Source organism: Arthrobacter cupressi (genome assembly GCF_900099975.1).
Classification (GTDB): domain Bacteria; phylum Actinomycetota; class Actinomycetes; order Actinomycetales; family Micrococcaceae; genus Arthrobacter; species Arthrobacter cupressi.
On sequence record NZ_FNEI01000002.1, the window covers coordinates 24,362 to 50,567 of the forward strand.

The window sequence follows — 26,206 nt, forward strand, 5'->3', positions numbered from 1 at the left end:
AATCGATCAGCTCAGCGGCTAAGCTAAGCCAATGACCGACGACGATCTTTCGGCCGGGATCCTGCGCCGCCCCTACCTCCTGGCCACAGTTGGTTCCTGCGCCCTGGTGTTCATGGTCGCCTTCGAAGCCATGGCGGTCACCACGATCATGCCGCGCGTGGGCCGCGAGCTCGACGGCCTGGAACTCTACGCCCTGGCCTTCGCGGCGCCGCTGGCCACCAGTGTGGTGGGGATGGTGGTGGCCGGGAACTGGGCCGATCGCCGCGGGCCGGCGGGGCCGCTCTACGCGTCGGTGGTGCTGTTCGCGGCCGGGCTGCTGATCGCGGGCACGGCCCTGTCCATGCCCGTGTTTGTCGCCGGCCGCTTTGTGCAGGGCCTGGGTGGCGGAGCCATGACGGTGGCCTTGTACGTGGTGATTGCCCGGGCCTATCCCGCCCGGCTGCACGCGAAGATGTTCGCCGCCTTCGCCGCGGTATGGGTGGTTCCGTCCATGGTGGGGCCGTTCGCCGCCGGCGTGGTGGCCGAGCTGGTCGGCTGGCACTGGGTTTTCCTGGGCGTGGTGGTGCTCGTGGTCCCGGCGCTGGCGATGACCGTCCCGGCGCTGCGGCAGATGCGCGGGCCGGCCGGCAGCACTTCAAGTGCGGTGCCTTGGAACTTCGGCCGGATCGGCTGGGCGGTGCTGGCCGGCGTCGCGGTCCTTGCCGTGAATCTCTCCGGGCAGGTGCCGGCGGCGGGCTGGCTGATCGCCGTCGCCGCCCTGCTCGCCGCGCTGTTCGCCGTCCGGCCGCTGGTGCCGCGCGGCACCCTGACTGCCGGGCGCGGGCTGCCGAGCGTGATCCTGCTGCGCGGGGTGGTTTCGGCGGCCTTCTTCGGCGCCGAGGTCTACATGCCGTACCTGCTGACCGAACGCTACGGATTCTCCCCGGCGTTCGCCGGCCTCGCGATCACCGGCTCCGCCCTGGCGTGGGCCACGTCCTCCGGGATCCAGGGCCGCTGGGGTGCACGCATCAGCAACGAGGTGGCCATCAAGGTGGGCACGTGGCTGGTGCTCGCCGTCCTGCTGCTGGAGCTTGCCGCCGTGCTGTTCGCCTGGCCGCCGCTGCCCGCCATCATCTGCTGGACCTTCGGCGGAGCCGGGATGGGCCTGATGTTCCCGCGGCTGAGCACCATGACCATCGGCCTTTCGGAGCCCGATGCCCAGGGCTTCAACAGCTCGGCCCTCTCCATCTCCGACTCGATCGGCAGCGCCCTGGCCCTCGCGATGGCGGGCATGATCTTCAACCTGCTCGCGGCCGGGTACGGCTTCGGCGGGGTGTTCGCGCTGACGGCGCTGATCGCCGCCGTCGGGCTGCTGGTCTCGCCCCGGGCCACCGCCGCCGTGGCAGGGAGCCGGCCCGCCGTCCTCGCCCCCAAGTGAGGCAGGCCGGGGCTCAGGGGCGCGTCGCCCGCAGCACCGTGTCGATGAGGGTCCTGCTTTCGCCGTCGGGACCGGTGACCGTCCGCTCCCGGGTCTCGAGGACATGGACGGTCCAGGTGCCGAGCACGCCGTCCAGGGCTTCTGCCAGTTCCTCGGGCGTGTAGAACATCTCCCGTGCCGAGTGCTGGCCGTGCGGGAAGTGGCCCACCAACAGCAGCGTGCCGCCGGGTGCCACGGCCCGGGCCGCCATCGCCGCCGACGCCCGCCAGTCCAGCAAGGACGAATGCAGGTACTGCGAGGACACCAGCCCGTACCCCGCCCCGGGCCGCCACGTTGCCAGGTCCCGCCGCTCGAAGGTGATCCGTTCCTCCACACCCGAGTCGGCGGCGTGCCCGGCCGCCCGTTCCAGCGCGACGGCGGAGACGTCGACGGCGGTGACGCGCCAGCCGCGCTGTGCGAGCCAGATCGCGTCGGCGCCTTCGCCGCAGCCAAGATCCAGCGCCGTGTCCTGTGCCCTGTCCGGAACCAGGCTGCCCGCTTCCGCCACGAGCTGGGGGTTCGGCTGGCCGCTCCAGATCCGCGACTGCTCCCGGTACCTGTCGTCCCACAGCTCCTCCGCGCTCCCGGCCCCTTCCCCGAAGGTGCGGGCGCCGCCGTCGTGCTTTCCGCCGTCGTGATCTCCGCTGTGGTCCATGCCCGTGTCCTTTCGCTCTGCTCCCATCTTGCCCCGGCGGCAGGCCGCCGTCCCCGTAATCCGCTGGCGGTGGAATTTGCTCGGGACTCGCGGTGGAAATTCCCGCCGCCCGGCTCCTGTTAGAATGGTGGAACTTGATGTGCAGTGAAGGGCCCGCATGTTGCGGGCCTTCTTCATGTGAGAGGCACATCCTGCGTCGATGAACGCGTTCGGTCCCGGCCCCGGCTTCCCGCCCGGCGGTTGACCACTGACTTTTCCTCGGCGAACCCCTGGCCCAACCGGCGTCGGGGGCCGATGCCCGCAAGGGCGCCGCCAGAAAGACCCCACGAAACACATGACTACTTTTGCTGCCCTTGGCACGCCCAAAGCCATCGCTGAATCCCTCGCGGCCAACGGCATCGAAGAAGCTTTCCCCATCCAGGTGAAGACCCTCCCGGACACCCTCGCAGGCCGAGACGTGCTGGGCCGCGGCCGCACCGGTTCGGGCAAGACCATCGCGTTCGCCATCCCGTTGGTGGCCCGCCTGGCCGAGCGCGAGGCCGCGTACTTCCGCAAGCCCGGACGCCCCATGGGACTGGTCCTGGCGCCCACCCGCGAGCTGGCCACCCAGATCAACGCCACGGTGGAGCCGCTGGCCAAGGCCATGGGCCTGAACACCACGGTGATCTACGGCGGCATCTCCCAGGCCCGCCAGGAGAAGGCCCTCGGCGCCGGCGTGGACATCGTCATCGCCTGCCCGGGCCGCCTGGAAGACCTCATCCGCCAGCGCATCGTCACCCTCGAAGGCGTCGAGGTCACCGTGCTGGACGAGGCCGACCACATGGCAGACCTCGGCTTCCTCCCGGTGGTCCGCAAGCTCATGGACATGACCCCGTCCCAGGGCCAGCGCCTGCTCTTCTCGGCAACCCTGGACAACGGTGTGGACAAGCTGGTCCACCGTTTCCTGTCCAACCCGCTGACCCACTCGGTGGATGACCCGCAGGCCGCCGTGACCACCATGGAACACCACGTCCTGGTGGTCAACGACCAGACCGTCAAGAAGCAGCTGGTTGTCGAACTGGCTTCGGGAACCGGGCGCCGCGTGCTCTTCATGCGCACCAAGCACCATGCCCGCAAGCTGGCCAAGCAGCTCACCGACGTCGGCATCCCCGCCGTCGACCTGCACGGCAACCTTTCGCAGAACGCCCGCGATCGCAACCTTGCCGAATTCTCCAGCGGTGAGGTTCGCGTGCTGGTGGCCACCGACGTCGCCGCGCGCGGTGTGCACGTCGACGACGTCGAACTGGTCATCCACGTTGACCCGCCCACCGAACACAAGGCGTACCTGCACCGCTCCGGCCGCACGGCGCGCGCCGGTTCCGAAGGCACCGTGGTCACGCTGACGCTCCCCGAGCAGCAGCAGGACGTCAAGAAGCTCATGAAGGCCGCCGGCGTGGACGTCTCCTTCGAACGCGTCACCGCCAGCTCGCCCCTCGTGGCCGAGCTTGTGGGGGACGTCGCCGACAAGGTCGATCCGCGCACCCGTGCGGCCCTGCTGGCGGCCAAGGCCCAGCCTCAGGGTGGCGGCACGTCCACCGGCGCCAACGCCCAGCGCAAGCGGGCCCGGCGCTCCGGCCAGGCAGCTCCGACTGCGGGTGGCCGTGGCGGACGCGGCGGACGCGGCAAGGTTTCGGCTGAGCCCGTGCGCACGGACCTGAACCGTGCCGACCGCCGCGCCGCAGCCAGCGAGGACGTTGCCCGCAACTCCCGCGGCCGCGGCAACGGCTCCGGCCACCGCAACGACGTCCCGGCCGCCCAGGGCCAGGGCGGAGGCCGCAGCGGACGTCCGGCCACGGGCCAGCGCGCCGCCGGTTCCCGGCAGGCTGCCGCTCCGCGTTCGGCCCCGGCAACCACCACGCGTGGTGGGGGAAACTCCGGCAGCAAGGCCGTCTGGTCCTCCAACACCGGCGGCACCTCGGGCGGCTCGTATGGTGCGGGTTCCGGCAACTCCGGCCGTCCCGCCCGCAAGGGTCCGCGCCGGGCCTCGGCTCCGGCGTCGAACGAACGCCGCGGCCGCTAACCTCTCATCGATTGCCTAGATAACGTCGTTCTAAGCCCTCAAAACGACGTTATCCAAGCAACGGATGGCTCCTTCCGCTTCTACCAGCCGCGTTCGCGCCACTCCTGCAGTTGCGGCCGTTCCGCGCCGAGCGTGGTCGGCTTGCCGTGGCCGGGGTGCACCACCGTGTCGTCCGGGTACGCCTCGAACAGCCGCTCGGTCACATCGGCCAACAGCGAGGTGAAGCGCGCCGGGTCGTTCCCCGTGTTGCCCACGCCGCCCGGGAACAACGAGTCGCCGCTGAAGATGTGCGCCGGGCCGTCCGGGTCCTGGTACACGTAGGCGATCGAGCCCGGGGTGTGGCCGCGCAGGTGAACCGCGGTGATGTCGAAGCCCTCGAAGTTCCCCACATCGCCGTGCTCCAACAGCACGTCCACGGGCACGGGCAGCGCCGCGGCATCCTCTGCGCCGGCCGAAGTCTTGGCACCGGTGGCCTCCACCAGCCCCGGCAGGGCACGGACGTGGTCCCAGTGCTGGTGCGTGGTGGCGATCAGGGCCAGCTTCGGCGTGGCCGTGGTGTCCGTGGCCGACTCCGCCAGCATCGCCTGGATCGCGGGAAGGTCATCCGCGGCATCGATCAGCAGTTGCGCCCCGCTCGCCTTGGCGGTGAGCAGGTACACGTTGTTGTCCATCCCGCTGACCGAGATGCGGCGAATGGTGATGTCCCGCAGGGAGTGAATGAGTGAGTCCATCCACCCACTCTACGGAACGCTATTCGCGGCCCTGCGACACCCAGTTGGGGTCAGCGGAACGGGAGCCGACGACGGCGGAGGCGGCGCCGTCGAGCACGTGCAGTTGGGCGGCACCCAACTCGAGGGACAGCGCCCCGAGGTTCTCGTCCAGCCGCTCCGGGCGGCGGGTTCCGGGGATCGGAACCACGGGCAGGTCCAGGCGGCGGCCCTGGGCGAAGAGCCAGGCGAGGGCCACCTGGGCGGGTGTGGCGTCCAGTTCCGCGGCGACGGAGCGGACGGCGGACACCACGGCCTGGTTGGCATCCAGCGCACCGTCCGCGAAGCGCGGGATCCGGTGCCGGAAATCCCCCTCCCCGAGGTCGCTGGCATTGACCGTGCCGGTGAGGAAGCCGCGGCCCAGCGGGGAGTAGGGGACGAAGCCGGTGCCGAGCTCCTTCGCGGCCGGAACCACGTTGCGCTCCACGTCCCGGCTCCAGATGGACCACTCGCTCTGCACCGCGGCGATCGGGTGCACGGTGCTGGCTTCCCGGAGTTCTTCAGCCGTCACCTCGGACAGGCCAAGGTGGCGGACCTTGCCTTCCCGGACCAGCTCCGCCATGGCCTCCACGGTTTCCACAATCGGAACGCGGAGGTCACGGCGGTGCATGTAATAGAGGTCGATGGTGTCCGTGCCGAGGCGGCGCAGGCTGGCCTCCGCGGCCTGCTTCACGTAGGCGGCGTCGCCGCGGACTTCGGTGTAGCCGGTGCGCACGTTGCCCAGGATGCCGAATTTCGTGGCCAGCTGGACCTCGCTGCGGCGTTCCTTCAGCAACTGCGCGATGAGTTCCTCGTTGCTGCCCTGTCCGTAGACGTCCGCGGTATCGATGAAGGTGATGCCGGCGTCGACCGCGTGGTGCAGGGTCTTGAGCGGCTGCGCGGGGTCGATGTCGCCGTAGACCCCGGTGAGGGCCATGCCGCCGAATCCGAGGGGACTGACCGTGAGGCCGTCGCCGAGTTGGACGGTTGCGGGAATGGTGTTCTCGGGTGCCATGGTTCTCCATCCTTCGGGATTGTCGCCTTCGCTGGCAAGAACCCGGGCAGTGACGGATGTATTCCGGGGGCCGGCGCCAAACCGTGCCGGCCGCGACGTTCCTTCCCGGTTGCTCCGGATCTGAAGTCCCGAAGGTGCCGGGGAACCCCGGGATTCCGGGCTTCCCGGCGAAGCGCTCCCAAGCAACAGGGAAGGAACGTCAGGCGTCCTGCTTCTCCCCGGCAGGCGGTCCGGAAGACAACGCCTTCAAACCGGCCGCGCAGCCAACGATTCCCGCGATGAAAAGAAGCTTCAGCGGACTGGCAGGCTCGACGCCGGTGGTCATGGCCCACGCCACCGTCAGCGCGGCGCCGACACCCACCCACACGGCGTACGCGGTACCGAGGGGGATGCGCTTCACAGCCACGCCCAGGCCGAACATGCTCAGGGTTGCGGTCACGGCGAAGACGAGCGAGGGCAGAGGTCGGCTGAAGCCCTCCGACAGGCCCAGGGCCGTGGCCCACATGGCTTCGAGGACGGCCGAAGCCAACAGCACCAGCCAGGAAAGGCGCACGGACATCGCTACGCCACCACCTTCAGGCCGGCCACGCACACGCCGATCCCGGCCAGCAGGGCCAGCCGGGCCGCCGTCGGACGTTCAACCTTGGTGACCATGGCGTAGGCGGCGGTGAGGACCACACCCACGCCCACCCAGACCGCGTAGGCCGTACCGGTGGGGATGGTCTGCATGGCGTAGGCCAGGCCGCCGGTGCTGGCGATCATCGAGACGAGGAAAACCAGGGAAGGCACGGGGCGCCGGAACCCCTTGGAACGGTGCAGGGCTGCCGCCCAGACGGCTTCGAGCGCGCCGGAAAGAATGAGGACGATCCACGACATGACGTTTCCTTTGGCCAGTCTTGTCGCGTACCGGGTACTGAACCGTCGTCCGGAGGCCCGGATGCGGGCCTTGGCTTCCAGACTAGCAAACTCCGCTCTCGCGCTGTGGCTGAACGCCCGCGCTCAGGCTCAGGCCTCCACGCGGTCGATCGACACCACGGCCAGGAATCCGCGGCCAAGGATTTCCGGGCTGCGGCTGTCCGAGCCCACCACGGCGTCGTAGCGGGCGAGCTCGGTGGGCTCCGCGGCGGCAGGAGCCTCCGCGTCCGGGTCCGCCCCGGGAACCACGGACGCTTTGCCCTCAAGCAGCACGGCGAGCTGGCCCTCGAACACCGGGTGGGCGCGCTTCTTGGAGAGCTCGATGATGGAGGTATAGCCCTTGAAGGCACCGGCGCGGGCGATGATGTTCAGGTCCCGGATGTCGCCGGTGGGCAGGGCGGAGCTGGTGTCGGCTTCGCCGGAAAAACGGAAGGGCCGGTACTTCTCCACCGGGTGCTCCTGGCCGTCCACGGTGAGGAGCAGCAGTTCGCCGTCGATCACGGTGAGGACCCGCTCCATGCCCGGAAAAAGCGAGAAGGCGCCGGCCTTGGAGACATCCGCGATGCTGACCCGCCAGTCCCAGGCGCCGTCCTGCGCGGAGGCCGCCTTCGGATGGCTGGCGAGTTCGCGCGTCACCCCGCCGCCGTTGCGCCATGGTTCGGGCCTGATCTCGGAAAAACGGATGATCTCCATGGGCTCCACCCTACCTAGGGTCACCGTTCGGAACAGGGCGGCGCGGCTTGCTACCGTCTTGGGTAACAGATTTATCGGCGGCAGGCTGGAGGCATGGGAGTGTTCGTCAAAGTGTGCGGCTTGAGCACGCCCGAATCCGTGCAGGCGGCGGTAGAAAGCGGCGCCGACGCCGTCGGTTTCGTACTCACCAAAAGCCCCCGCGAGGTGTCGCCCGAGCGGGCCCGCGTGCTGCTGGCCGGCGTCCCGGCGGGGATTGCCGCCGTCGGCGTCTTCCGTCACGAAACTGCCGCCGCAGCCGTGGCCACCGCCCGCGCGGCCGGCCTGGAATGGGTCCAGCTGCACGGCAGCCGCACGCGGGAGGATGTCCGCACAGTGCACGACGCCGGGCTGCGGCTCATCCGCGCCGTCACCCTGGGTGCCACGCCGGAAGAGTTCGCCGACTGGGGCGAGGACCTGCTGCTGGTGGACGCCGCCGTTCCAGGCTCGGGCGAGGCCTGGGACTACGCCCTGATGCGGGACAAGGGCCTGGCCGGGCGGAAGTGGTTGCTGGCGGGCGGGTTGTCCCCGGAGAACGTAGCCTCTGCCGTCGAGGCCGCCGCTGCCTGGGGAGTGGACGTCTCCTCCGGTGTCGAGTCATCCCGCGGCGTGAAGGACCTGGCGAAGGTGCGGGCGTTCGTGAAGAACGCCAAGGGCTGATCCCGATTTCAGGGCCCGTTCAGGGCAAACCCCTAGCCTCGGGGCCAGGGGGAAGCGGGAGAATAGTAGGCATGAAGACGCTCCTGAACATCATCTGGTTGGTTTTCGGCGGGTTCTGGCTGGCCCTGGGATACTTCGCGGCCGGCGTCCTGTGCTGCCTCCTGATCATCACCATTCCGTGGGGCATCGCGTCCTTCCGGATCGCCGCCTACACCCTGTGGCCGTTCGGCCGGACGGTGGTGGACAAGCCCGGCTCCGGCGGCGTGTTCACGCTCCTCGGAAACGTGATCTGGCTGCTGGTCGCCGGGATCTGGATCGCGATCGGCCACGTGGTCACCGCCTTCGCCATGGCCATCACCATCATCGGCATCCCGTTGGCCATCGCCAACCTCAAGCTGATCCCGGTGTCCCTCATGCCGCTCGGCAAGCAGATCGTGCCCAGCAACCGGCCCTTCGCGAGCAACTACCGCTAGGCCGAGAGGGGCTTATGGTTGCTGCCATGGACAACCGGAATCCCGACGTCGATGCCTGGCTGGACAACTACGAGAACCCGCAGCGGAACCTCGTCGCCGACATCCGCGCCTTCATCCTGTCCCTGGACCCGGGCATCAGCGAAGCCATCAAATGGCAGGCGCCCACCTTCATGTACCGGGGGAACATCGCCTCGTTCTTCCCCAAGGCCAGGAAGAACGTCACCCTGATGTTCCACCAGGGCGCGTCCATCGAGGACAGCACCGGGCTGCTCGAAGGGGACGGCGAGGTGTCACGCGTGGCCCGCTTCCTGGACGCGCAGGATTTCGAAGCCAAGAAAGCCGCGCTGGAGGCCGTGATCCGGAACTGGATCACCAGCAAGGCCTGACCCCGCCAGTCCTAAACCCGCGTGAACGCCCCGTTCCGCAGCACCGCCACCGCGGAGGCGGCATCCAGGCCGGCGGCGATCTCGACGTCGTCCGGGTAACCCATCCCGATCAGCTCCCGCCCGCTGGAGCAGCCCCGCAGCAGTTCCGGGAGGGCCGGCTCGGCGGCGTCAAAGGCCGCGGCCGCCGCCAAGGCCTCGGGGGACAGGGCCTCGGGAGTGAAGACTTCCCGCCCGGCCGCGACGAGACCGGCCAGGAACGCGCCCGCGCCCCAGAGGTCTTCGACCGCCGGCCGCAAGCCGCCGTCGTGCCCCGGCTGGCCGTTGTGGCCGGCACCGCCGTTGTTTCCAGGCCCGCCGTGATGCCATAGTTCACCGGCCGCGATGACCGCGATCACCGCATCCTCCGGGAGCGCGGCCAGTACCCAATCGGCCGTGGCCGCGGCGTTGCGCAGGCACACCGCGGCCAGCAGCGGCACCTCGCCGGCCAGTTCCTGGCAGATGGCCGAACCGTTGGGCGATGGCAGCACCACGCGTTCCAGCCCCGGGGTGTCCCGCAGGCTCGACGGCGACAGGCTCAGCCCGCCCCCGTTCCGCGGACCCGCCAGCGTGGCCCGGTGGTGCACGGCGAAGTCCTCGGCACCGGTGTCCTTCCAGCGGTACGGGTACACTTCCACGCCGCGCTCGACGGCGACACTTACGCAGGTGGTGAACGAGAGCACGTCCACCACCACCGCCAGGTCGGCCCCGGCAGTAATGATGCGGGCGCCGTCGAGCCCCCACTCAAAACGGATCCGGTACGGCTGTTGCCGGTGCACGGCCCCGGCGGTCACGCCAGTTCCGCCTGCAGGTTGCGCCGCGCGGCGTCCAGCCAGAGGGTCTTTGCGCGGGAGCTGTGGAAGAGCGGGTCCAACGCCAGCAGGCGGCGTACGACGGCGGCCCGCCCGGCGGCGAAGTCGGCGTCGCTGACGTGCGCATAGTCTTCGCGGACGGCGGCCAGGTAGCGCGCGTACTCCGAAGGTTCGCCGCCGAGGACGGAGAGGTCCGCGTCGCAGAGCAGGGCGCCCGCGTAATCCCCGGGTTCGGGGTCGTGCGTGGCGGTGAGCCGGACCAGGCGGGCCACCTCGCCGATGTCCTGCGCCGGAAGGCCCGCGGCGGAGAGTCGCTTCTCGGCCAGGATGGCGGATTCCTCCTCGTCCTGGCCGGCGAGGCCCTCGTAGACGGCGTCGTGGAACCACGCGGCCAGCGCCACGGAGCGGGCGGGCAGCGCCGGTTCGGTCAGGAGGTCCAGGGCCTCCAGGACCGCCAGCAAATGGGTGCGGCTGTGGTACTTGCGGTGGTCCTCGCCCCAGCGTTCCAGCAGCTCGAAACCGAGTTCCTCGTGCCCGGGCAGGACCGAGTTCCAGCGCTCCAGCAAGGGCACGGTCAGGGCCTTGCTGCGCTGCCGGGCCGGGATCCGCAGGCCGCTCGCAATCAGCTTCCGCACCAGGACCCGGGCTTCCACGGGGATCGCGCCGGCAGCCACGAGGTCCTCGTAGCGGCGCTCCGGGACGTCGTAATGGTCGCCGTCGAAGGCCCGCTCCGGGACGCCGGCCGCCGCGGCGAAGGCGTGCAGTTCCTCAAGGGAGGTGTCCGACACCAGATGGGAGAACACGGTCCCATGTGCGGGCCACAGGGGCGGGTCGACGTAGACGGCCATGGCCAAAGTGTAGTCCCGGCGGCGGATGCCTCAGCGCTCGGCCGGGAGGATGTTTTGGTTGCCGCGGAAGGTGTTTTCCGGATCAAATTCCCGCTTCACCCGGGACAGCCGCTTGTAGTTCTCCTCGCCGTAGGCGGCGATGATCCGTTCCTGCCCTTCATGGCCGATGAAGTTCAGCCATACGCCGCCCGTGGTGTGCGGGGCAATATCGGCGCGGAACTGCTTGACCCAGGCCTTGGCCTCCTGGCCGCCTTCGGGCGTGTCCGCGAGTCCGAACGGGTGGCTCACCCACGCCGCGCTGCGGTTCAGCAGGGGCGTGGAGGCCGCCGCGGGTCCACCTACTGCTCCGCCCCAGCGGGCGATGAGCTGCTGCGAATGCTCGCCCGGCAGCCGCTGCGCGGAGTCCACGAACAGGTCCAGGGCGTCGTCCGGGAGCTCGTCGTGGTAGTCGGCGCTCCAGTAGTTGTACAGGCCGGGCGGGTCGTCGAGCATGCACTGGAAATCCGCGTATCCCATGGGCCCCACCAGGTCCACTGCGGGTCCCATGTCCCGGAACGGCTGGACGTAGCTGGCGCCTTCCTCGGCGTCGCCGGCGTAGAGGTACGCCATGCCCACCCCCATCTTGCCCACCATGTCCTCGGGGACGAACGGTTCCGGCGGGGCGGTGAGGTAGACGAGTGCGGTCCCGACGGCGTCGGGGGCCGCCAGCGCGGCGTCGCGGAAGCCGCGGCTCACCTCCGTCGCGGCAGCGCCCGGGAAGAGCATGAGGCCGGCCTGGACGGTCGGTCCCAGATCGCGCAGCCGGAAGGTGAAGGACGTGGCCACGCCGAAGTTCCCGCCGCCGCCGTGCAGGGCCCAGAACAGTTCCGGGTTCTCCTGTGCGCTCGCCGTGACCCGGTCCCCGCCGGCCGTGACGAGGTCCACGGAGAGCAGGTTGTCGCAGGCGAAGCCGAAGGAGCGCTCCAGCCAGCCCGATCCGCCGCCGAGGGTGAAGCCCGCGACGCCCGTGGTGGATGCCCGTCCGCCCGTGGTGGCGAGGCCGTGTTCCTGGGTGGCGCGGTCGAACTCACCCCAGGTCACGCCCGAGCCGACCGCCACCGTCCGGGCCTCGCGGTCCACGCTGATGGTTTTCATGGGCCGCACGTCCACTACCAGGCCGCCCTCATTGGTGGACATCCCGGCCACCGAGTGGCCGCCGGCGCGCACCGCGACGTCGAGCCGGTGGTCACGGGCGTACTGCAGTGCCTCGGCAACGTCCCCGGGGGACGCGCATTGCGCGATCACAGCCGGGCGGCGGTCGATCATCGCGTTGAAAAGCTTCCGCTTTTCGTCGTAGTCCGGGCTCTCGGGCCGGGTCCATTCCATGGCGCACCTCCGCCTCCGCGGCCCTACCCCTCAGGCTAAAGAGTACGACTGCGGTGCCCCCGCGGCCATGGGGAAATCCTTAGGAAATCCTTTCAGCCCTGCCGCTTGGCGGCCTCGGCGCCGAGGGAGGCCAGGCCCTTTTCGAAGTCCTTGCCCACCATCTTGTCCATGTTCATGAACAGGGCGAACAGTTTGGACATGGGCGTCTTGTTTTCGCCGGTCATGGCCCAGGTGACCCGGGTGGCGCCGCCTTCCGGGACGAAGCTGAACAGGGTGGGGTTCACGCTCTTGAAGGGCTTGACGAACTCGAGCCGGATCTGGACGCGGGAGGGCTCGTCCGAACCCACGATCTCCATGTTGCCGGAGCCCACCTTGCCGTTGCCGGTCCACGCGTACTTGGCACCCACGCCGGACTCGGGGCCGGAGTAGCTGCGGCTGAGGTTCGGGTCCATCGCTTCCCACGGCGACCAGTGGGTCCATTCATGGAAGTCATTGACCAAGGGGAAGATCACTGACGCGGGTACGGGGATGAGCGCGCTTCGGGAAACAGTAAAGGTTGCCATGGCCACATCGTACGACTGTGACGGACGAAACAGGCGGTACGGCCGGCTCCCGGCCGTACCGCGTTGGCGGGCTCCGGCTACATTCCGGGAATCTCGAGTGCCGGGTAGACCTGAATGCTGGACCCGCCACCGCTCATGAAGTGCGGGTGGTCCTTCACCAGTTCGACCGCGGCCTGCAGGTCCTCGGCCTCGAGAATGCTGTAGCCGCCGACGCCCGTGGCGGTGTCCGAAACACCGGAGACGGACACTTCCCTCCCGGTGCCGAGCGGGGTGCCGAAGTCGACCAGGGCCTCCCCGGTCTTGGCGGCCCAATCGGTCCAGGCCTTCATGCCTGCCTCGGCCTGCTCCGGTGTGCTCTCCGCGATCTGGGATTCGGCTGACATCGAGCCGATGTAGAGAACTACGAACTTCGTCATGGCAGGTCCTTTTCTCCTTGTGCCATCGGGGTCGTCCCTCCGGTCACAGCTCGATCCTAGGAGCCTGCGCCGCCGCACGGCAGAGTGGCCGGTACTCGATTTTGGGCTCCCTTTGGCGGGATGCTGGACAGGCGTTCCACGGTGGGCGAGCATGGACCGCAGAGGACAGAAAATCAAACTTGAGCGTGATAGACTCAAGTTTGTAAAAGTCACCAGACTCAACCTTGATCACCAAGCCTCCCGAAAGGAGCTCTTTTTTGGACGTCAAATTCACCACCAAGAGCCAGGAGGCTCTTTCCGCGGCAGCCATGAACGCCTCTACCGCCGGCAACCCTCAGCTCGAACCGGCCCACCTCCTCAAGGCCCTCATGGACCAGCGCGAGGGCGTCGCCGTTGCGCTGCTGCGCGCCACCGGCGCGGACCCGGACGCGGTAAGCGTCCAGGCGAGCTCCGCGATCAAGGCGCTGCCGTCGTCGTCGGGAAGCTCAGTGCAGCAGGCCCAGCTTTCCCGCCAGTCGCTGCAGGCCATCAAGGCCGCCGAAAGCGAGGCGGAGAAACTCGGTGACTCCTTCGTCTCCACCGAACACCTGCTGCTGGGCCTCTCCGCCGGGAGCGACCCCGTCGGGAAACTGCTGCGCGACGCCGGAGCCTCCCACGAGGCGCTGCTCGCCGCCCTGCCGGGTGTCCGCGGCGACCGCAAGGTGGACTCGCCGGATCCGGAGAACACCTTCCAGGCCCTGGAGAAGTTCGGCACCGACCTGACTGCCGTGGCGCGCTCCGGCAAGCTGGACCCGGTGATCGGCCGCGATTCCGAAATCCGCCGCGTCATCCAGGTCCTCTCCCGGCGCACCAAGAACAACCCGGTGCTGATCGGGGAGCCCGGCGTGGGCAAGACCGCCGTCGTCGAAGGCCTGGCCCAGCGCATGGTGGCGGGCGACGTCCCGGAGAGCCTGCGCGGCAAGACCCTGATCGCCCTGGACCTCGCCTCGATGGTGGCCGGCGCCAAGTACCGCGGCGAATTCGAGGAACGCCTCAAGGCTGTGCTGGAGGAAATCAAGAATTCCGAAGGCCGGATCGTCACGTTTATCGATGAGATCCACACTGTGGTGGGTGCCGGTGCCACCGGCGAAAGCGCCATGGATGCCGGCAACATGCTCAAGCCCATGCTGGCCCGCGGCGAGCTGCGGCTGATCGGCGCCACCACCCTGGATGAATACCGCGAGAACATCGAGAAGGACCCCGCCCTGGAACGCCGCTTCCAGCAGGTCTACGTGGGTGAGCCCAGCGTGGACGACACCATCGGCATCCTGCGCGGGCTCAAGGAACGCTACGAAGCCCACCACAAGGTGGCCATCGCCGACTCCGCCCTGGTGGCCGCCGCAACGCTCTCCAACCGCTACATCGCGGGGCGGCAGCTGCCGGACAAGGCCATCGACCTGGTGGACGAGGCCGCGTCCCGCCTGCGCATGGAGATCGACTCCGCCCCGGAGGAAATCGACCAGCTGCGCCGCGCCGTGGACCGCCTCACCATGGAGGAACTCGCGCTGCAGGGCGAAAGTGACGCCTCCTCCGTGGAGCGCCTCGCCGCGCTGCGGGCGGACATGGCTGACAAGAAGGAAGCCCTGGCCGCGCTCAATGCCCGCTGGGAAGCCGAGAAGGCCGGCCTCAACCGGGTCGGTGACCTCAAGGCGAAGATCGACGAGCTGCGCTCGGCGGCCGAGAAGTACCAGCGCGAAGGCGACCTCGAATCGGCGTCGCGCATCCTCTACGGCGAGCTGCCGGCGCTCGAGCGCGAACTCAATGCGGCCGCCGCAGAGGAAGCAGCCCAGGACAAGCCGGACCTCATGGTCGCCGAAGAAGTCACCGCGGACGACATCGCCGAGGTCATCTCCGCCTGGACCGGCATCCCCGCCGGGCGCATGCTTCAGGGCGAGTCGCAGAAGCTGCTGCACATGGAGGAGGAACTCGGCAAGCGGCTGATCGGCCAGCACAAGGCCGTCACCGCCGTGTCCGATGCCGTCCGCCGTGCCCGCGCCGGGATCTCCGACCCCAACCGGCCCACCGGTTCCTTCCTGTTCCTGGGGCCCACCGGCGTCGGCAAGACCGAACTGGCCAAGGCCCTGGCGGACTTCCTCTTCGACGACGAACGCGCCATGATCCGGATCGACATGTCCGAATACGGCGAGAAGCACTCGGTGGCCCGGCTGGTCGGTGCCCCTCCGGGCTACGTCGGCTATGAGGAGGGCGGCCAGCTCACCGAGGCCGTACGGCGCCGTCCGTACTCCGTGGTGCTGCTGGACGAGGTGGAGAAGGCCCATCCCGAAGTCTTCGACATCCTCCTGCAGGTGCTCGACGACGGCCGCCTCACCGACGGCCAGGGCCGCACCGTCGATTTCCGGAACACCATCCTGGTGTTGACGTCCAACTCGGGCAGCCAGTTCCTGGTGGACCCGCAGCTGGACGCCCGGGCCAAGCAGGAAGCCGTGATGTCCGTAGTGCGGGCCTCCTTCAAGCCGGAGTTCCTGAACCGGCTGGACGAGATCGTGCTGTTCGATCCGCTCAGCGTGGACGAACTGGCGGACATCGTGGAACTGCACGTGGACGAGCTCGGCAGGCGCCTGCGCGACCGCCGGCTCAGCCTCGAGGTCAGCGACGGCGCCCGGGCCTGGCTGGCCATGACCGGCTACGATCCGGCCTACGGTGCCCGGCCGCTGCGCCGGCTGGTGCAGCGGGAAATCGGCGACCGCCTCGCCAAGGAAATCCTGGCCGGGGAGATCGCCGACGGGGACACCGTGCTGGTGGACACCGCGGCCGACGTCGACGAGCTCACCATTGAGGGCCTGGAGGCTCTCGCGGGGGCCGACGGCGGTGCTCCCGCCGGCACCGGCCTGGTGGTGCGCCGGAAGGAGTGACCCCCTACTTCTGGAGGACGCTTTCCCTCAGGGCGTTGCCCGAGTCCACCACGATGAAGCAGTCCACGCGGCGGTCGCCGCTGTCCCAGCTGGTGGAGCTCGGGTACACGTTCTGCTGGAGCAGCTTGTACTTGCTGGAAGCTTCGTTCAGGAGCACCGTGCGGCAGACTTCGCGGCCCTTTTCCTGCAGGGCGTTGGTACCAGGGAAGCTGTCGCTTGCCTTGTAGTTGAAGACCGCACCCAGCTGGGCGGAGTGCGGTGTGGTGCATTCCACGGCCCGGGCCTTGCTGGCGTTGGAGTCGAAGTCGGCGAAGCAGTCGCCCAGCCGGTAGTCCTTGGAGTCGATGTCCGCGGGCAAGGGGGCACGGCTGGCGGAGGCCGAGACGCCGGCGCCGGGGGTGCCTGCGGGCTCGGGGCGGTTGCCGAACGTGGAAACCAGGATCCAGATCAGGGCGATGATCAGCAGCAGCACGGCAAGGACGATGCCGCCGATGATCAGCCGCTGCCGCGTCATAAGGTCCATCGGGGCGCGCGCCGGCGCGGGCCGGGCGGCGGGCGCGGCGTTGCCGTGTCCGTCCTCCGGGTTCTCCGGGAAGGGGTTTTCCTGGCCCATGTCCGAATCCGTGCCTTTCCTGCTTTCGAAGCGTCAACCTTTGGGAGACTCTACCCAAATTTTGCCACCCCTTGCCTGCAGTGGTTCATGCCACGTCCGGGGGCGCCGGGGGAGGGCCGGATGGAACGCAACGGTTGCCGAAAGCATGTAATCTAGACATACGACAAATTGATCAATCATTCCGGGGCCTCACCGACCGCCAAAGGTGACCACCTCCGGTCCAAGTACAAAAGGGGGTCACGCCATGGGGCGCGGCCGTCAAAAGGCAAAAGCTACCAAGCAGGCTCGGGACATCAAGTACTACTCCCCGAACACTGACTACTCGGCCCTTCAGCGTGAGCTGGCGGGTCCGTCCAGTCGTGCGGCGAGCCACTTCCAGGATGACCCCACGGAGCCGGACTACTCGTCCTACGCGGACAAATACGCGCAGGACCTGGATGACGAAGACGACGAGGTAGACTCCCGCCGCATCGGCTAGTGGGCGCAGGCGGTGCCATCGGGCACCCCGCCGCACCACCGCCGTCGTACTTTCACTTCCCGGACTTCCGCACACCCGGAACGAAACCGGCGAAAGCACAGTTCCTCACCCGCAGGGTGCGCCAACGGCGCGCCCTGCGGGTCTTTGGTGTGCCTGCGATCCGGAAGCCCTGTAGGCCCGTTTTGTCAGCCGGCAGAGCCCTTCGGTGTGGAGGCGTCGAGGGAGGCGGACAGTGCTTCAATGAATTCCGTTTGGGCCGCGAGGTCGCTGTCCGGGGTGGCGTTGAAGGCGGCGATCACTGCGTCCAGGTAGAGCCTGTTGACCCACCGCATCGCCTGCCGTCCCCCGGGGGTAAGTGCGAGCCTGATGCTTCGCCGGTCGGTGGGGTGCGGCTGCCGCACCAGCAGGCCGGAGCGCTCGAGGCGGTCGATCATGGTAGTCATCGATCCGGTGGTGAGATCCATCAGCTCGGAAAGCTTCTTGGGGGTCAGGCCTTCCTGATCCGCCGCGTGGGAGAGCGCGTTCAGTTCGGCCATGCTGACGCCGAGTTCCTTGGCGATGCCCGCCCTCAAGTTACCGCTGGTGAGCTGGAGTTGGCGCAGCAAAAGGACGAACGGGACGTAATCGGCTGAGCTGGCCATCGCCGGACTCCCTAAATAGCTTGATGTGAAAGTAACTTCAGTATAGGGGTAGCTCGTTGATCCGGCTCGGATTCTCTTCGATTTCAAGCCGGTCGACCCGTTTTAGCTTGATGACAATATAGCTTGATAAAAATTTTGCTTGACGATCAAGTGAAATTTGCTACGCTGGTTTCCGGGCCCGCAGGAGCGGACCCACCCGATTTGGTCTCAATCGGCCCCGGTCTCAGGAGTCACCGTGCGTCCTTCAGTTCACGCAGCAGTCATCGCAAAATGGGCGGCCATCCCTGCCGCACTCGTGGTGAGCGGCCTGGTTGTATCCCAGGCGTCGTACTCGGCGTTCAGCGCCACCACCAACAATGCAGGCAACAGCTGGGCTTCCGGCACCCTGGCCCTGAGCAACGATGCCGGAACCGCCCTGTTTTCTGCCACGAACATCAAGCCCGGCGACGGCGGCAGCAAGTGCATCACCGTTTCCACCACGGCCACGGTGGCCAGCACCCTGAAGCTTTACGCCTCCAGCTACAGCAAGGGCACCAAGAGCCTGGGCGACCGCATCAACGTCACCGTCACCAGCGGCAGCTTCCCGGGCGCGGCCCCGGCTGGCGGGGCCTGCACCGGATTCACCGCCGGATCGACCGCCGTCGCCACCACCTCGCTGACCTCTTTTGCTGCCGCCTCGAGCAGCTACGCAACAGGTGCCGATTCGTACGCCCTTCCCGCCGGCGGCACGCGCACCTACAAGATCGACTGGACCTTTGCGTCGGCCGGTTCGCCCGCCGCGGACAACCCGTACCAGGGTGACACCGCCTCCATCGGGTTCACCTGGGAGTCCCAGAGCTAGACCCATAGTGCTTGCCACTACCCGCCCCATCCTGTAGGAGCCCCCATGTTGCCGACAGAACAAGCAGCCGCAGCGGAAGCTGCCCTGCCTGCCGGCGCCACGGGGGATTCGAAGGGACACTCCATTTCCCAGCTGTGGCTGCGCGTTCTGGGCGCCGCGCTGGGGCGGGTGGTGGTGATTCTCGCAGTCACCATGATGGCGTGGGCCTCAGCGCCCATCGTCCTTGGCTGGCAGCCCACCACGGTCATGAGCGGTTCCATGGAACCCACCATCGCCGTGGGCGACGTGGTGGTTTCGCGCCCCATGGGGGCCGAGAACTTCACCACCGGGCGCGTGGTCCTGGTCGAGGATCCGGACCACGCCGGCCGGTTGCGGCTGCACCGCATCGCGGCGGTGAACCCGGACGGTTCCCTCGTCCTGCGGGGCGATGCCAACGCCGCCAACGACTCCTCGAGCGTCGAGCCCGCCGCCGTTCGCGGTGTGGGGTACCTGAGGATCCCGGCCGTCGGGTTGCCGATCGTCTGGCTCGGCAACGGGCAGTGGCTCCTGGTTCTCGGCGGTGCCGGGCTGCTGGGCGGCGCGCTGGCGCTGACCAGGCTGGACAGGCACTACGCCAAGCCCCGCCGGGCGGAGGCTCCGCACTCCGGGGACCGGAACGGCACACGGCCGGGCGGCCGTCGTCGGGCATCCTGGAAGCTCCGGCTGGTCCCGGTGCGGCGGGCAAGCTGCACCGTGCTGTTCCTGGCTGCCGCCGCTGGCCTCGCCGGAGTCACCGTGATGACCGCACCGCTGGCGCACGCCGCCTTTTCCGGAAGCAGCCCCAACCACGAAAGCACGCTGTCCTCCCGGGCGTACTTCAGCTGCTCGGCTGCCGCCCTTGCCAGCTCTCCGTCCCTGTTCTACGACTTCAACGACGCTCCGAAGCCGGCCACCGCCGTCACCGACAGCTCCGGCAGCGGAAACGCCGGAACCTTCCGCATGACCGCTTCCCTCAGCACCTCGATCCCCTGCAGCGGGGACGCCGGGAGCAGCGCGGACCTCGCCGGCCTCCGGTACATTGCCACCACCACCTCCAGCAGCGGGCCAACGGTGTTCAGCTACGAAATGTGGTTCAAGACCAGCTCCATCCTCGGCGGAAAGCTGGCCGGATTCCAGGACTCCAAGAACAACGCCCTCGGCACCAACGACCGCAACCTCTACATGCGGGGAGACGGGAAACTGGTCTTCGGCGTCGCCCCCGGCGGCACCATGCAGACGATCGTGTCGCCGGCGGCCTACAACGACGGCGCGTGGCACCACACCGCTGTCACCCTTTCCTCTGCGGGGATGAAGCTTTACGTCGACGGCGTCCAGGTGGCCTCCTCGGCCTCCGTCACCGCCGCGCGGAGCGGCTACACGGGGTACTGGCGCTTCGGCGACGGCGACCTCACAGGCTGGCCGGGCGCCGCCCTCTCGGCGTTCAACGGCCAAGTGGACAACATCGCCGTCTATGACACAGCCTCCCTCACCCAGGCGCAGATCCTGGCACACTTCCAGGCGGCCGCGCCATGAGCCGCCGGAGCGACGCGACGACCGCGAACACAGACTTCCGTCCGGAACCGGGTTCCGGAACCCCACCGAAGACACGCTCACGCCATGAAAGGACCGTTGGCCATGAACAAGCAGAATGACTTCCTGTTGCTGGACGACTTGGATGGAAGCAGCGCCGATGAGAGGGTGCGGTTCGCGGTCGATGGCATCGACTACGAAGTGGACCTGTCCTCGGCCAACGCTGCGGCCTTCCGCTCCTACCTCGGGGTCTTCATGAACGCGGGCCGGCGCAAGGCGTCCGCCCCGGTGGCCCAGGGCAAGAAGGAAGCGCCACTTTCCGTGACCGCCAGGATCCGCCGCTGGGCAGCGGAGCAGGGGTACGAGCTGAGCAGCCGCGGCCAGATCCCCAAGTCGATCGTCCTGGCCTTCCAAGCCGCCGAAGCCGGGGCCTGAGCTTCTCCCGCGTTGCAAAAGGAAAAGCGGGCCGGCAGTTGATCACTGCCGGCCCGCTTTTCGTTTGTTTCGCTTAGGCGTAGGCGTTCACCAAACGGACCGCGCCGCCGTCGACGCCCTTGGCGCCCTGGACGTAGTCCGGCCCGGTCTTGTCAATCGCGTCGGAGTCCGCGGACACGGTGCCCATGATCCAGGACGGCAGGCCGCGCTCGTTGAGGCGGGCCACAGCGGTGTCGGCGATCTCCGGGGACACGATGGCCACCATGCCGACACCGAGGTTCAGGGTGCGCTCCAGGTCGGCCAGCGGGACGTTGCCGAGCTCGGAGACCAGCTTGAAGATGGCCGGCAGTTCCCAGGTGGCACGGTCAACCGTGGCCACCAGGCCCTGCGGCAGCACACGGGCCAGGTTCGCGGCCAGGCCGCCGCCGGTGACGTGGCTGAAGCCGTTGACGCCCTTGCCGGAGTTCACCGGGAAGGTGCGGGCCAGGTCCAGGCAGTCGGCGGCGTACACTCGGGTGGGCTCCAGCAGTTCCTCGCCCAGGGTGCGGCCGAGTTCGGAGACCTGGCGGTCCAGGGCCCAGCCGGCGTGGTTGATGACGCGGCGGACCAGGGAATAGCCGTTGGAGTGCAGGCCGGAGGAGGCCATGCCGATCACGACGTCGCCGGCCTTGACCCGCTCCGGGCCGAGCAGGGCGTCGGCCTCGACAACACCGGTGGCGGCACCGGCAACATCGTATTCGTGCTCGCCCAGCAGGCCCGGGTGCTCGGCGGTTTCGCCGCCCACCAGGGCGGTGCCGGCCACGGAGCAGGCCGAGGCGATGCCGCGCACGATCCCGGCGATGCGCTCGGGGACCACCTTGCCGCACGCGATGTAGTCGGTCATGTACAGCGGCTCGGCGCCGACCACCACGATGTCATCGACCACCATGCCCACCAGGTCGAACCCGATGGTGTCGTGGATGTCCATGGCCTGGGCGATGGCGACCTTGGTGCCCACGCCGTCCGTGGAGGTGGCCAGCAGCGGCTTCTTGTAGGTCAGCAGCTTCGAGACGTCGTACAGACCGGCGAAACCGCCGACGCCGCCCAGCACCGAGCTGTTGTGCGTCGCCTTGACGGCGTCCTTCATGAGCTCGACGGCGCGGTCGCCCGCTTCGACGTCGACGCCGGCGGAGGCGTAGGTGATGCCGGCGTTCTCAGCGGCGGGGGAGGCGGAGGTCATACGGACTCTTTCTTGTCGGCGTCGGTCAGCAGATTCTCAAACTCGGCATCGGGTCCTGGATCGCAGCCCGTTGCGCCCGGCTTCTCTGCCGGATCCTCTGAGTCGTTCACGGCGGAGTTCGACGCCGGCAGCCCGCCGAGGTCGGTACGCTCCAGCAGGTTCTTGCCCAGTTTGTCCGAGCCCGGGAGCTCAATGGGGTACTGGCCCGTGAAGCACGCGGTGCAGAGGCGCTCGCGCGGCTGCTGGGTGGCCCCGATCATGCCGTCTTCGGAAATGTAGGCGAGGGAGTCCGCGCCGATAGCCTGGGAGATTTCCTCGATGGTGGCGCCGTTGGCGATCAGCTCGGCCCGGGAGGCGAAATCGATGCCGTAGAAACACGGCCACTGCACGGGCGGGGAGGAGATCTTGACGTGGACGGCGGCGGCGCCGGCTTCACGCAGCATGCGCACAATGGCGCGCTGGGTGTTGCCGCGGACGATCGAGTCATCCACCACCACCACGCGCTTGCCGCGGATCACGGATTCCAGGGCGTTGAGCTTGAGCCGGATGCCCAGCTGGCGCAGGGTCTGCGAGGGCTGGATGAAGGTACGGCCCACGTAGGCGTTCTTCACGAAGCCGTGCGCGAACGGGATGCCGGATTCCTCGGCGTAGCCCACCGCGGCGGGGGTGCCGGATTCCGGGACGGGGATCACGATGTCGGCCTCGTGGGTGTTTTCGCGGGCCAGTTGGCGGCCCATCTCCACACGGGATTCGTAGACGGAGCGGCCGTTGATGGCGGCGTCCGGGCGGGCCAGGTACACGTACTCGAAAACGCAGCCGGCCGGCGTCGCGTCCGCGAAGCGCTGGGAACGGACACCGTTCTCGTCGATGGCGATGAACTCGCCGGGTTCGATCTCGCGGATGAAGCTGGCACCGACGGTGGCCAGGCCGGCCTGCTCGGAGGCGACCACCCAGCCGCGCTCCAGCCGGCCGAGGCACAGCGGGCGGATGCCGTAGGTGTCGCGGGCTGCGTAGAGGGTGCCCTCGTCCATGAACACGAAGCAGAAGCCGCCCTTGATCTTGGGCAGCAGCTCCATGGCGGTTTCTTCGAGGGTCTTGCCGGGTTCGCCTTCGAGGAGGGCGGTGACCAGGGCGGTGTCCGAGGTGTTGCCCTGCTTCATTTCGCCGGTGAGCTGGCCGTCGTTGCGCTCCAGGATCATTTCGCGCAGTTCGGCGGTGTTGGTCAGGTTGCCGTTGTGCGCCAGGGCCACCGTGCCGGTGGCGGTGGCGCCCAGGGTGGGCTGTGCGTTGGCCCAGTGGCTGGCTCCGGTGGTGGAGTAGCGGCAGTGGCCGACGGCGAGGTGCCCGGTGAGGGTGTTCAGGGTGGTTTCGTCGAAGACCTGGGACACGAGGCCCATGTCCTTGTAGACGTTGATGCGCTTGCCGTCACTGGTCGCGATGCCAGCCGACTCTTGTCCGCGGTGCTGCAGCGCATACAGCCCGTAATAGGTGAGTTTTGCTACCTCTTCGCCAGGGGCCCAGACTCCAAAGACGCCACAAGCGTCCTGGGGTCCTTTTTCGCCGGGGAGAAGATCATGTGAAAGTTTTCCGTCGCCACGTGCCACTGGTCGATTGTCTCACGTCCGGGGCGTGGTATTTTCCCCGGGCGCTGATTATGACCGGTCCGGCGGTGTGAATTCAGTCGCCGGACTCGTCCTCGGGCACGGCTTCCACGATCGCGTGCTCGCTGCGGCGGATGCTCAGGCGGTCCAGGACCAGCGCCACGATGCAGCCGAGGATCACGCCGCCGGCAGCGAAAGCGACAGTGAAGAAGCCGAACACCGAGCCGGCGTCGAACTCCGGATCGGCGGGCAGGCCGAACGCCACGAAAGCCGCAACCACGATTCCGAGGAGACCGCCGAGCACCATGAACGGCACGAAGCGGGGAGCGCGGCGCACCGTGATGCGCCGCTCCGGGGCGCCGTCCGCAGAGTTGCCGGTGATGTTCGAGTCCTCAGAAACCATGCCTTCCAGCCTACCCGTTCCTCGATTGCTCCCCACCAGCCCCCTTACCTCGCAAGCTCGGCCAGGGAACCCGGCTGGTGTGGGCCCACGTAGATGTCGTTATGGAGCCTGAAAACGACAGTTACGGAGCAATCGATGGATACTCAGCTGCCGCGGTACGTGGAGAACGCGAAGGGGCTCAGCAGCAGCGGCACGTGGTAGTGTTCGCCGGCGTCGGACACGGTGAAGCTCAGGTCCACCTCAGGGAAGAAGGTCTCCGTGCCGAGGCCTGCGTAGTAGTCGCCCGTGGCGAAGTTCAGCCGGTACTTGCCGCCGGCCACCCGTTCGGGGCCGAGGTCCTTGATCCGGCCGTCAGCGTCGGTGGTGCCTTCCGCGACGGGAGTCCACTTGCCGCCGTCGAACACTGACAGCACGACGGCGACACCCGCCGCCGGGCGGCCGGAACCGGTGTCGAGGATGTGGGTGGTGATCTGGGAAACGCTCATGCGCCGATAACTCCTTCAAGGCGGAGCAGCGCGATTTCGCGGAGCTGCTCGGCCACGATGCGGTCTTCTTCTGCGGGGGTGTGGGTGAGGCGCTCGTTGAGGGAGTCGAGGATCTCCTGGGCGCTGCGGCCGGCGGCGCGGATCAGGAAGACCCGGTTGAATTTCTCCTCGTAGGCCCGGTTGCCTTCGGCCAGCGCGCGGGCGGTGGCGCCGTCGCTGGGGTCTACGCCGGATTGCTCCGAACGGGACATGGCTGCCTCGGTGGTTGCGGCCTGGGGCCGTTCGCCGATGCGCGGGTGATGGGCGAGGGCGGACTCGAGTTCCTCGGCGGTGAACGGGGTGGCTGCGTCCTTGGCGAAGGCCAGGAGGTCATCCTTGCCGCTGAACGGCCGGGCGTCGGCTATTTCCCCCACCCAGCGCTCGACGTCGAGGCAAGGGCGCAGGACTCCAACGGCGTCCGCACGGTCTGCGCTGTTGAATACTGCAAGCTGCATGCTTGTTCATTCCTCGTGCAAATGCTGGCATCCATGGTGACGGCTATGCGGAACTCCGGCGGTGGTGCCGGATGGGCCGGGGTGCCACAGGGGCAACCAGGCCTTCCACATCATGGAACTGTTATTTCAGCATGCGTAATAGTTAAGCCGAGTCGCGGCGCCGCTGTCAAGGAGTTCCCGGTTAAACGGCGCGGCAGGAGTGCTGGCAAGAGCGTACCGCCTGCGGCGGGGCTGCGGCAGAATTGCCCCAACGGTTGCCCGACGGGTGAAGGAGTTCGCCAATGCCAGCCATCTTGACGTCCAGGTTCCTGTTCGGCCCCGGCCCGGGCAACGCCTACCCGGAAGCCATGGCCGCGCTGTCCCATCCGGTGATCGGCCACCTCGACCCCGTATTCATCGAGCGGCTGGACCGCACCTGCGCGGGCCTGCGGACGGTGTGGGGCACGGCGAACACCCGGACCCTGCCGCTGAGCGCAACAGGGTCCGGCGGCATGGAGGCAGCCTTCGTCAACACCGTCTCCGACGGCGACGTGGCCGTCGTCGCCGTCAACGGGCTGTTCGGTGAGCGCATGTGCGAGGTGGCCCGCCGCTGCGGTGCCACGGTGGTCCGTGTGGACCACGAATGGGGGCAGCCGGTCGACGCCGAACGGGTCCTCGCCGCACACCCGGCGCCCAAGGTGATCGCCGCCGTGCACGCGGAAACCTCCACGGGAGTCCTTTCGGACATTGCCACCCTCGGTGCGAACAAGGGCGACGCCCTTCTCATCGCCGACGCCGTGACCTCGATCGGCGGACTCGAATTGCTGGCCGACCAGTGGGGCATCGACGTCGGGTACGCCGGAACCCAGAAGTGCCTGGGCGTGCCGCCGGGGCTGTCCCCGTTCACGGTGTCGGAGCGGGCCTTCGAACGCCGCATCCGCGATCCGCGCTCCTGGTACCTGGACATCGGCCTGCTCGGCGGGTACGCCGGGGCGGCCACCGGCAGCCGCACCTACCACCACACCGCCCCGGTCACCATGATCGCCGGGCTTGAAGCCGCGCTGGACCGGATCCTCGCCGAAGGGCTGGACGCGGTGCAGGCCCGCCACCGCGCCGCAGGCGCCGCCCTGCGGGCCGGGCTGCAGGAGCTGGGCCTGGAGCTGTTCGCCGCCGAAGGCAGCCGGCTGGACAGCCTCACCACGGTGAAAGTGCCCGACGGCGCGGACTCGGCCGCCGTGCGCGGGTACCTGTTGCGCAACTTCAGCATGGAGATCGGTGCCGGGGTCGGTGCGTTCAAGGACTCCGTCTGGCGGATCGGCACGATGGGCCCGAACGCCTCGCCGGCCGCCGTCACGCTGGTGCTGGGCGCGCTGGAGGAAGCGCTCGCAAAGGCCTGAGCCCCCTTGGCAGGGCTTGCTTGAGC

General features: G+C 68.5%; 29 protein-coding genes and 1 riboswitch. Of the genes, 11 read left to right on the top strand and 18 right to left on the bottom strand.

Annotation, left to right across the window (positions count from 1 at the left end; all coding sequences use genetic code 11):
* The first annotated feature begins 31 nt into the window (after window positions 1-31).
* The gene (locus BLP88_RS02515) at window positions 32-1,417 is read left to right on the top strand and encodes an MFS transporter (protein ID WP_074586685.1); all 1,386 of its coding nucleotides are present in this window, start codon (window positions 32-34) and stop codon (window positions 1,415-1,417) included.
* A gap of 13 nt (window positions 1,418-1,430) precedes the next feature.
* On the opposite strand, the gene BLP88_RS02520 is transcribed toward BLP88_RS02515, so the two are convergent.
* Window positions 1,431-2,111 (bottom strand): SAM-dependent methyltransferase, encoded by a 681-nt coding sequence (locus BLP88_RS02520; RefSeq protein WP_074586686.1) that lies wholly within the window; start codon window positions 2,109-2,111, stop codon window positions 1,431-1,433.
* Between the two features lie 334 nt (window positions 2,112-2,445).
* On the opposite strand from BLP88_RS02520, the gene BLP88_RS02525 reads away from it, so the two are divergent.
* Complete coding sequence (locus BLP88_RS02525; RefSeq protein ID WP_074586687.1) at window positions 2,446-4,170, top strand: DEAD/DEAH box helicase; 1,725 nt, start codon at window positions 2,446-2,448, stop codon at window positions 4,168-4,170.
* A gap of 80 nt (window positions 4,171-4,250) precedes the next feature.
* Here the strand turns inward: BLP88_RS02525 and BLP88_RS02530 are convergent, their stop codons facing one another.
* The 5 genes from BLP88_RS02530 to BLP88_RS02550 form a co-directional block, all read right to left on the bottom strand.
* Window positions 4,251-4,901 (bottom strand): MBL fold metallo-hydrolase, encoded by a 651-nt coding sequence (locus tag BLP88_RS02530; RefSeq protein ID WP_074586688.1) that lies wholly within the window; start codon window positions 4,899-4,901, stop codon window positions 4,251-4,253.
* A gap of 19 nt (window positions 4,902-4,920) precedes the next feature.
* Complete coding sequence (locus tag BLP88_RS02535) at window positions 4,921-5,931, bottom strand: aldo/keto reductase (protein WP_074586690.1); 1,011 nt, start codon at window positions 5,929-5,931, stop codon at window positions 4,921-4,923.
* A gap of 199 nt (window positions 5,932-6,130) precedes the next feature.
* Window positions 6,131-6,490 (bottom strand): DMT family transporter, encoded by a 360-nt coding sequence (locus BLP88_RS02540; RefSeq protein ID WP_074586691.1) that lies wholly within the window; start codon window positions 6,488-6,490, stop codon window positions 6,131-6,133.
* Between the two features lie 2 nt (window positions 6,491-6,492).
* Window positions 6,493-6,807, bottom strand: a complete 315-nt coding sequence (locus BLP88_RS02545) for a DMT family transporter (protein WP_074586692.1) — start codon at window positions 6,805-6,807, stop codon at window positions 6,493-6,495.
* A 9-nt stretch (window positions 6,808-6,816) separates the two neighbouring features.
* Window positions 6,817-6,881: riboswitch (guanidine-III (ykkC-III) riboswitch) on the bottom strand.
* Window positions 6,882-6,936: 55 nt separating this feature from the next.
* Window positions 6,937-7,539, bottom strand: a complete 603-nt coding sequence (locus BLP88_RS02550; RefSeq protein ID WP_074586694.1) for a HutD/Ves family protein — start codon at window positions 7,537-7,539, stop codon at window positions 6,937-6,939.
* Between the two features lie 99 nt (window positions 7,540-7,638).
* On the opposite strand from BLP88_RS02550, the gene BLP88_RS02555 reads away from it, so the two are divergent.
* The 3 genes from BLP88_RS02555 to BLP88_RS02565 all read left to right on the top strand — a co-directional run bounded on the left by BLP88_RS02555 (window position 7,639) and on the right by BLP88_RS02565 (window position 9,094).
* Window positions 7,639-8,235, top strand: a complete 597-nt coding sequence (locus BLP88_RS02555) for a phosphoribosylanthranilate isomerase (protein ID WP_074587162.1) — start codon at window positions 7,639-7,641, stop codon at window positions 8,233-8,235.
* Between the two features lie 71 nt (window positions 8,236-8,306).
* On the top strand, window positions 8,307-8,708 hold the full coding sequence (locus BLP88_RS02560) for a YccF domain-containing protein (protein ID WP_074586695.1): 402 nt from the start codon (window positions 8,307-8,309) through the stop codon (window positions 8,706-8,708).
* A gap of 26 nt (window positions 8,709-8,734) precedes the next feature.
* The gene (locus tag BLP88_RS02565; RefSeq protein WP_175453477.1) at window positions 8,735-9,094 is read left to right on the top strand and encodes a DUF1801 domain-containing protein; all 360 of its coding nucleotides are present in this window, start codon (window positions 8,735-8,737) and stop codon (window positions 9,092-9,094) included.
* 11 nt (window positions 9,095-9,105) lie between these two features.
* Here BLP88_RS02565 and BLP88_RS02570 read toward each other — a convergent pair whose 3' ends face one another.
* From BLP88_RS02570 to BLP88_RS02590, 5 genes are all read right to left on the bottom strand, one after another.
* Window positions 9,106-9,924 carry a 2-phosphosulfolactate phosphatase gene (locus BLP88_RS02570; protein ID WP_074586697.1) on the bottom strand — a complete coding sequence of 273 codons (819 nt, stop codon included), beginning with the start codon at window positions 9,922-9,924 and terminating at the stop codon, window positions 9,106-9,108.
* Window positions 9,921-10,790, bottom strand: coding sequence for a DUF4031 domain-containing protein (locus tag BLP88_RS02575; RefSeq protein WP_074586699.1), 870 nt, complete (start codon window positions 10,788-10,790; stop codon window positions 9,921-9,923). The genes BLP88_RS02570 and BLP88_RS02575 overlap by 4 nt, the downstream gene beginning before the upstream one ends.
* A gap of 30 nt (window positions 10,791-10,820) precedes the next feature.
* Complete coding sequence (locus BLP88_RS02580; RefSeq protein WP_074586700.1) at window positions 10,821-12,155, bottom strand: FAD-binding oxidoreductase; 1,335 nt, start codon at window positions 12,153-12,155, stop codon at window positions 10,821-10,823.
* 92 nt (window positions 12,156-12,247) lie between these two features.
* Window positions 12,248-12,718 (bottom strand): SRPBCC family protein, encoded by a 471-nt coding sequence (locus tag BLP88_RS02585; protein ID WP_074586701.1) that lies wholly within the window; start codon window positions 12,716-12,718, stop codon window positions 12,248-12,250.
* Between the two features lie 77 nt (window positions 12,719-12,795).
* Window positions 12,796-13,134, bottom strand: coding sequence for a YciI family protein (locus BLP88_RS02590; protein ID WP_074586702.1), 339 nt, complete (start codon window positions 13,132-13,134; stop codon window positions 12,796-12,798).
* Between the two features lie 257 nt (window positions 13,135-13,391).
* On the opposite strand from BLP88_RS02590, the gene clpB reads away from it, so the two are divergent.
* Window positions 13,392-16,046 (top strand): ATP-dependent chaperone ClpB, encoded by a 2,655-nt coding sequence (clpB, locus tag BLP88_RS02595; RefSeq protein ID WP_074586704.1) that lies wholly within the window; start codon window positions 13,392-13,394, stop codon window positions 16,044-16,046.
* Window positions 16,047-16,050: 4 nt separating this feature from the next.
* On the opposite strand, the gene BLP88_RS02600 is transcribed toward clpB, so the two are convergent.
* Complete coding sequence (locus tag BLP88_RS02600; RefSeq protein ID WP_074586705.1) at window positions 16,051-16,659, bottom strand: septum formation family protein; 609 nt, start codon at window positions 16,657-16,659, stop codon at window positions 16,051-16,053.
* 244 nt (window positions 16,660-16,903) lie between these two features.
* Between BLP88_RS02600 and BLP88_RS02605 the strand changes: the two genes are divergently transcribed.
* Complete coding sequence (locus tag BLP88_RS02605; protein WP_074586706.1) at window positions 16,904-17,137, top strand: DUF3073 domain-containing protein; 234 nt, start codon at window positions 16,904-16,906, stop codon at window positions 17,135-17,137.
* A 185-nt stretch (window positions 17,138-17,322) separates the two neighbouring features.
* Here the strand turns inward: BLP88_RS02605 and BLP88_RS02610 are convergent, their stop codons facing one another.
* Window positions 17,323-17,778, bottom strand: a complete 456-nt coding sequence (locus tag BLP88_RS02610) for a MarR family winged helix-turn-helix transcriptional regulator (protein WP_074586707.1) — start codon at window positions 17,776-17,778, stop codon at window positions 17,323-17,325.
* Between the two features lie 235 nt (window positions 17,779-18,013).
* Here BLP88_RS02610 and BLP88_RS02615 point away from each other — a divergent pair, with 235 nt between their 5' ends.
* From BLP88_RS02615 to BLP88_RS02625, 3 genes are all read left to right on the top strand, one after another.
* On the top strand, window positions 18,014-18,619 hold the full coding sequence (locus BLP88_RS02615; protein ID WP_074586709.1) for a M73 family metallopeptidase: 606 nt from the start codon (window positions 18,014-18,016) through the stop codon (window positions 18,617-18,619).
* 45 nt (window positions 18,620-18,664) lie between these two features.
* Window positions 18,665-20,170, top strand: a complete 1,506-nt coding sequence (locus BLP88_RS18565; RefSeq protein ID WP_084110716.1) for a LamG-like jellyroll fold domain-containing protein — start codon at window positions 18,665-18,667, stop codon at window positions 20,168-20,170.
* Between the two features lie 102 nt (window positions 20,171-20,272).
* On the top strand, window positions 20,273-20,602 hold the full coding sequence (locus BLP88_RS02625) for a histone-like nucleoid-structuring protein Lsr2 (protein WP_074586710.1): 330 nt from the start codon (window positions 20,273-20,275) through the stop codon (window positions 20,600-20,602).
* 73 nt (window positions 20,603-20,675) lie between these two features.
* Here the strand turns inward: BLP88_RS02625 and purM are convergent, their stop codons facing one another.
* From purM to uraD, 5 genes are all read right to left on the bottom strand, one after another.
* Entirely contained in the window at window positions 20,676-21,821 is a 1,146-nt protein-coding gene (gene purM, locus BLP88_RS02630) for a phosphoribosylformylglycinamidine cyclo-ligase (protein WP_074586711.1), read from the bottom strand.
* Entirely contained in the window at window positions 21,818-23,425 is a 1,608-nt protein-coding gene (purF, locus tag BLP88_RS02635; protein WP_074586712.1) for an amidophosphoribosyltransferase, read from the bottom strand. The genes purM and purF overlap by 4 nt, the downstream gene beginning before the upstream one ends.
* 73 nt (window positions 23,426-23,498) lie before the next feature.
* Window positions 23,499-23,825 (bottom strand): hypothetical protein, encoded by a 327-nt coding sequence (locus tag BLP88_RS02640; RefSeq protein ID WP_074586714.1) that lies wholly within the window; start codon window positions 23,823-23,825, stop codon window positions 23,499-23,501.
* Window positions 23,826-23,968: 143 nt separating this feature from the next.
* Window positions 23,969-24,310: a hydroxyisourate hydrolase gene (gene uraH, locus BLP88_RS02645; RefSeq protein WP_074586715.1), complete on the bottom strand. Its 342-nt coding sequence runs from the start codon at window positions 24,308-24,310 to the stop codon at window positions 23,969-23,971.
* On the bottom strand, window positions 24,307-24,804 hold the full coding sequence (uraD, locus tag BLP88_RS02650) for a 2-oxo-4-hydroxy-4-carboxy-5-ureidoimidazoline decarboxylase (RefSeq protein WP_074586716.1): 498 nt from the start codon (window positions 24,802-24,804) through the stop codon (window positions 24,307-24,309). The genes uraH and uraD overlap by 4 nt, the downstream gene beginning before the upstream one ends.
* A gap of 281 nt (window positions 24,805-25,085) precedes the next feature.
* Between uraD and BLP88_RS02655 the strand changes: the two genes are divergently transcribed.
* On the top strand, window positions 25,086-26,180 hold the full coding sequence (locus BLP88_RS02655) for a pyridoxal-phosphate-dependent aminotransferase family protein (protein WP_074586717.1): 1,095 nt from the start codon (window positions 25,086-25,088) through the stop codon (window positions 26,178-26,180).
* The last annotated feature ends 26 nt before the right edge of the window (window positions 26,181-26,206 follow it).

Bases quoted from the DNA above. Each gene is read 5' to 3' on its own strand.
- BLP88_RS02515 (WP_074586685.1), top strand. From the start codon at position 32: ATGACCGACGACGATCTTTCGGCCGGGATCCTGCGCCGCCCCTACCTC.
- BLP88_RS02520 (WP_074586686.1), bottom strand. From the start codon at position 2,111: ATGGACCACAGCGGAGATCACGACGGCGGAAAGCACGACGGCGGCGCC.
- BLP88_RS02525 (WP_074586687.1), top strand. From the start codon at position 2,446: ATGACTACTTTTGCTGCCCTTGGCACGCCCAAAGCCATCGCTGAATCC.
- BLP88_RS02530 (WP_074586688.1), bottom strand. From the start codon at position 4,901: ATGGACTCACTCATTCACTCCCTGCGGGACATCACCATTCGCCGCATC.
- BLP88_RS02535 (WP_074586690.1), bottom strand. From the start codon at position 5,931: ATGGCACCCGAGAACACCATTCCCGCAACCGTCCAACTCGGCGACGGC.
- BLP88_RS02540 (WP_074586691.1), bottom strand. From the start codon at position 6,490: ATGTCCGTGCGCCTTTCCTGGCTGGTGCTGTTGGCTTCGGCCGTCCTC.
- BLP88_RS02545 (WP_074586692.1), bottom strand. From the start codon at position 6,807: ATGTCGTGGATCGTCCTCATTCTTTCCGGCGCGCTCGAAGCCGTCTGG.
- BLP88_RS02550 (WP_074586694.1), bottom strand. From the start codon at position 7,539: ATGGAGATCATCCGTTTTTCCGAGATCAGGCCCGAACCATGGCGCAAC.
- BLP88_RS02560 (WP_074586695.1), top strand. From the start codon at position 8,307: ATGAAGACGCTCCTGAACATCATCTGGTTGGTTTTCGGCGGGTTCTGG.
- BLP88_RS02565 (WP_175453477.1), top strand. From the start codon at position 8,735: ATGGACAACCGGAATCCCGACGTCGATGCCTGGCTGGACAACTACGAG.
- BLP88_RS02575 (WP_074586699.1), bottom strand. From the start codon at position 10,790: ATGGCCGTCTACGTCGACCCGCCCCTGTGGCCCGCACATGGGACCGTG.
- BLP88_RS02580 (WP_074586700.1), bottom strand. From the start codon at position 12,155: ATGGAATGGACCCGGCCCGAGAGCCCGGACTACGACGAAAAGCGGAAG.
- BLP88_RS02585 (WP_074586701.1), bottom strand. From the start codon at position 12,718: ATGGCAACCTTTACTGTTTCCCGAAGCGCGCTCATCCCCGTACCCGCG.
- BLP88_RS02590 (WP_074586702.1), bottom strand. From the start codon at position 13,134: ATGACGAAGTTCGTAGTTCTCTACATCGGCTCGATGTCAGCCGAATCC.
- BLP88_RS02600 (WP_074586705.1), bottom strand. From the start codon at position 16,659: ATGGGCCAGGAAAACCCCTTCCCGGAGAACCCGGAGGACGGACACGGC.
- BLP88_RS02605 (WP_074586706.1), top strand. From the start codon at position 16,904: ATGGGGCGCGGCCGTCAAAAGGCAAAAGCTACCAAGCAGGCTCGGGAC.
- BLP88_RS02610 (WP_074586707.1), bottom strand. From the start codon at position 17,778: ATGGCCAGCTCAGCCGATTACGTCCCGTTCGTCCTTTTGCTGCGCCAA.
- BLP88_RS18565 (WP_084110716.1), top strand. From the start codon at position 18,665: ATGTTGCCGACAGAACAAGCAGCCGCAGCGGAAGCTGCCCTGCCTGCC.
- BLP88_RS02625 (WP_074586710.1), top strand. From the start codon at position 20,273: ATGAACAAGCAGAATGACTTCCTGTTGCTGGACGACTTGGATGGAAGC.
- purM (WP_074586711.1), bottom strand. From the start codon at position 21,821: ATGACCTCCGCCTCCCCCGCCGCTGAGAACGCCGGCATCACCTACGCC.
- BLP88_RS02640 (WP_074586714.1), bottom strand. From the start codon at position 23,825: ATGGTTTCTGAGGACTCGAACATCACCGGCAACTCTGCGGACGGCGCC.
- uraH (WP_074586715.1), bottom strand. From the start codon at position 24,310: ATGAGCGTTTCCCAGATCACCACCCACATCCTCGACACCGGTTCCGGC.
- uraD (WP_074586716.1), bottom strand. From the start codon at position 24,804: ATGCAGCTTGCAGTATTCAACAGCGCAGACCGTGCGGACGCCGTTGGA.
- BLP88_RS02655 (WP_074586717.1), top strand. From the start codon at position 25,086: ATGCCAGCCATCTTGACGTCCAGGTTCCTGTTCGGCCCCGGCCCGGGC.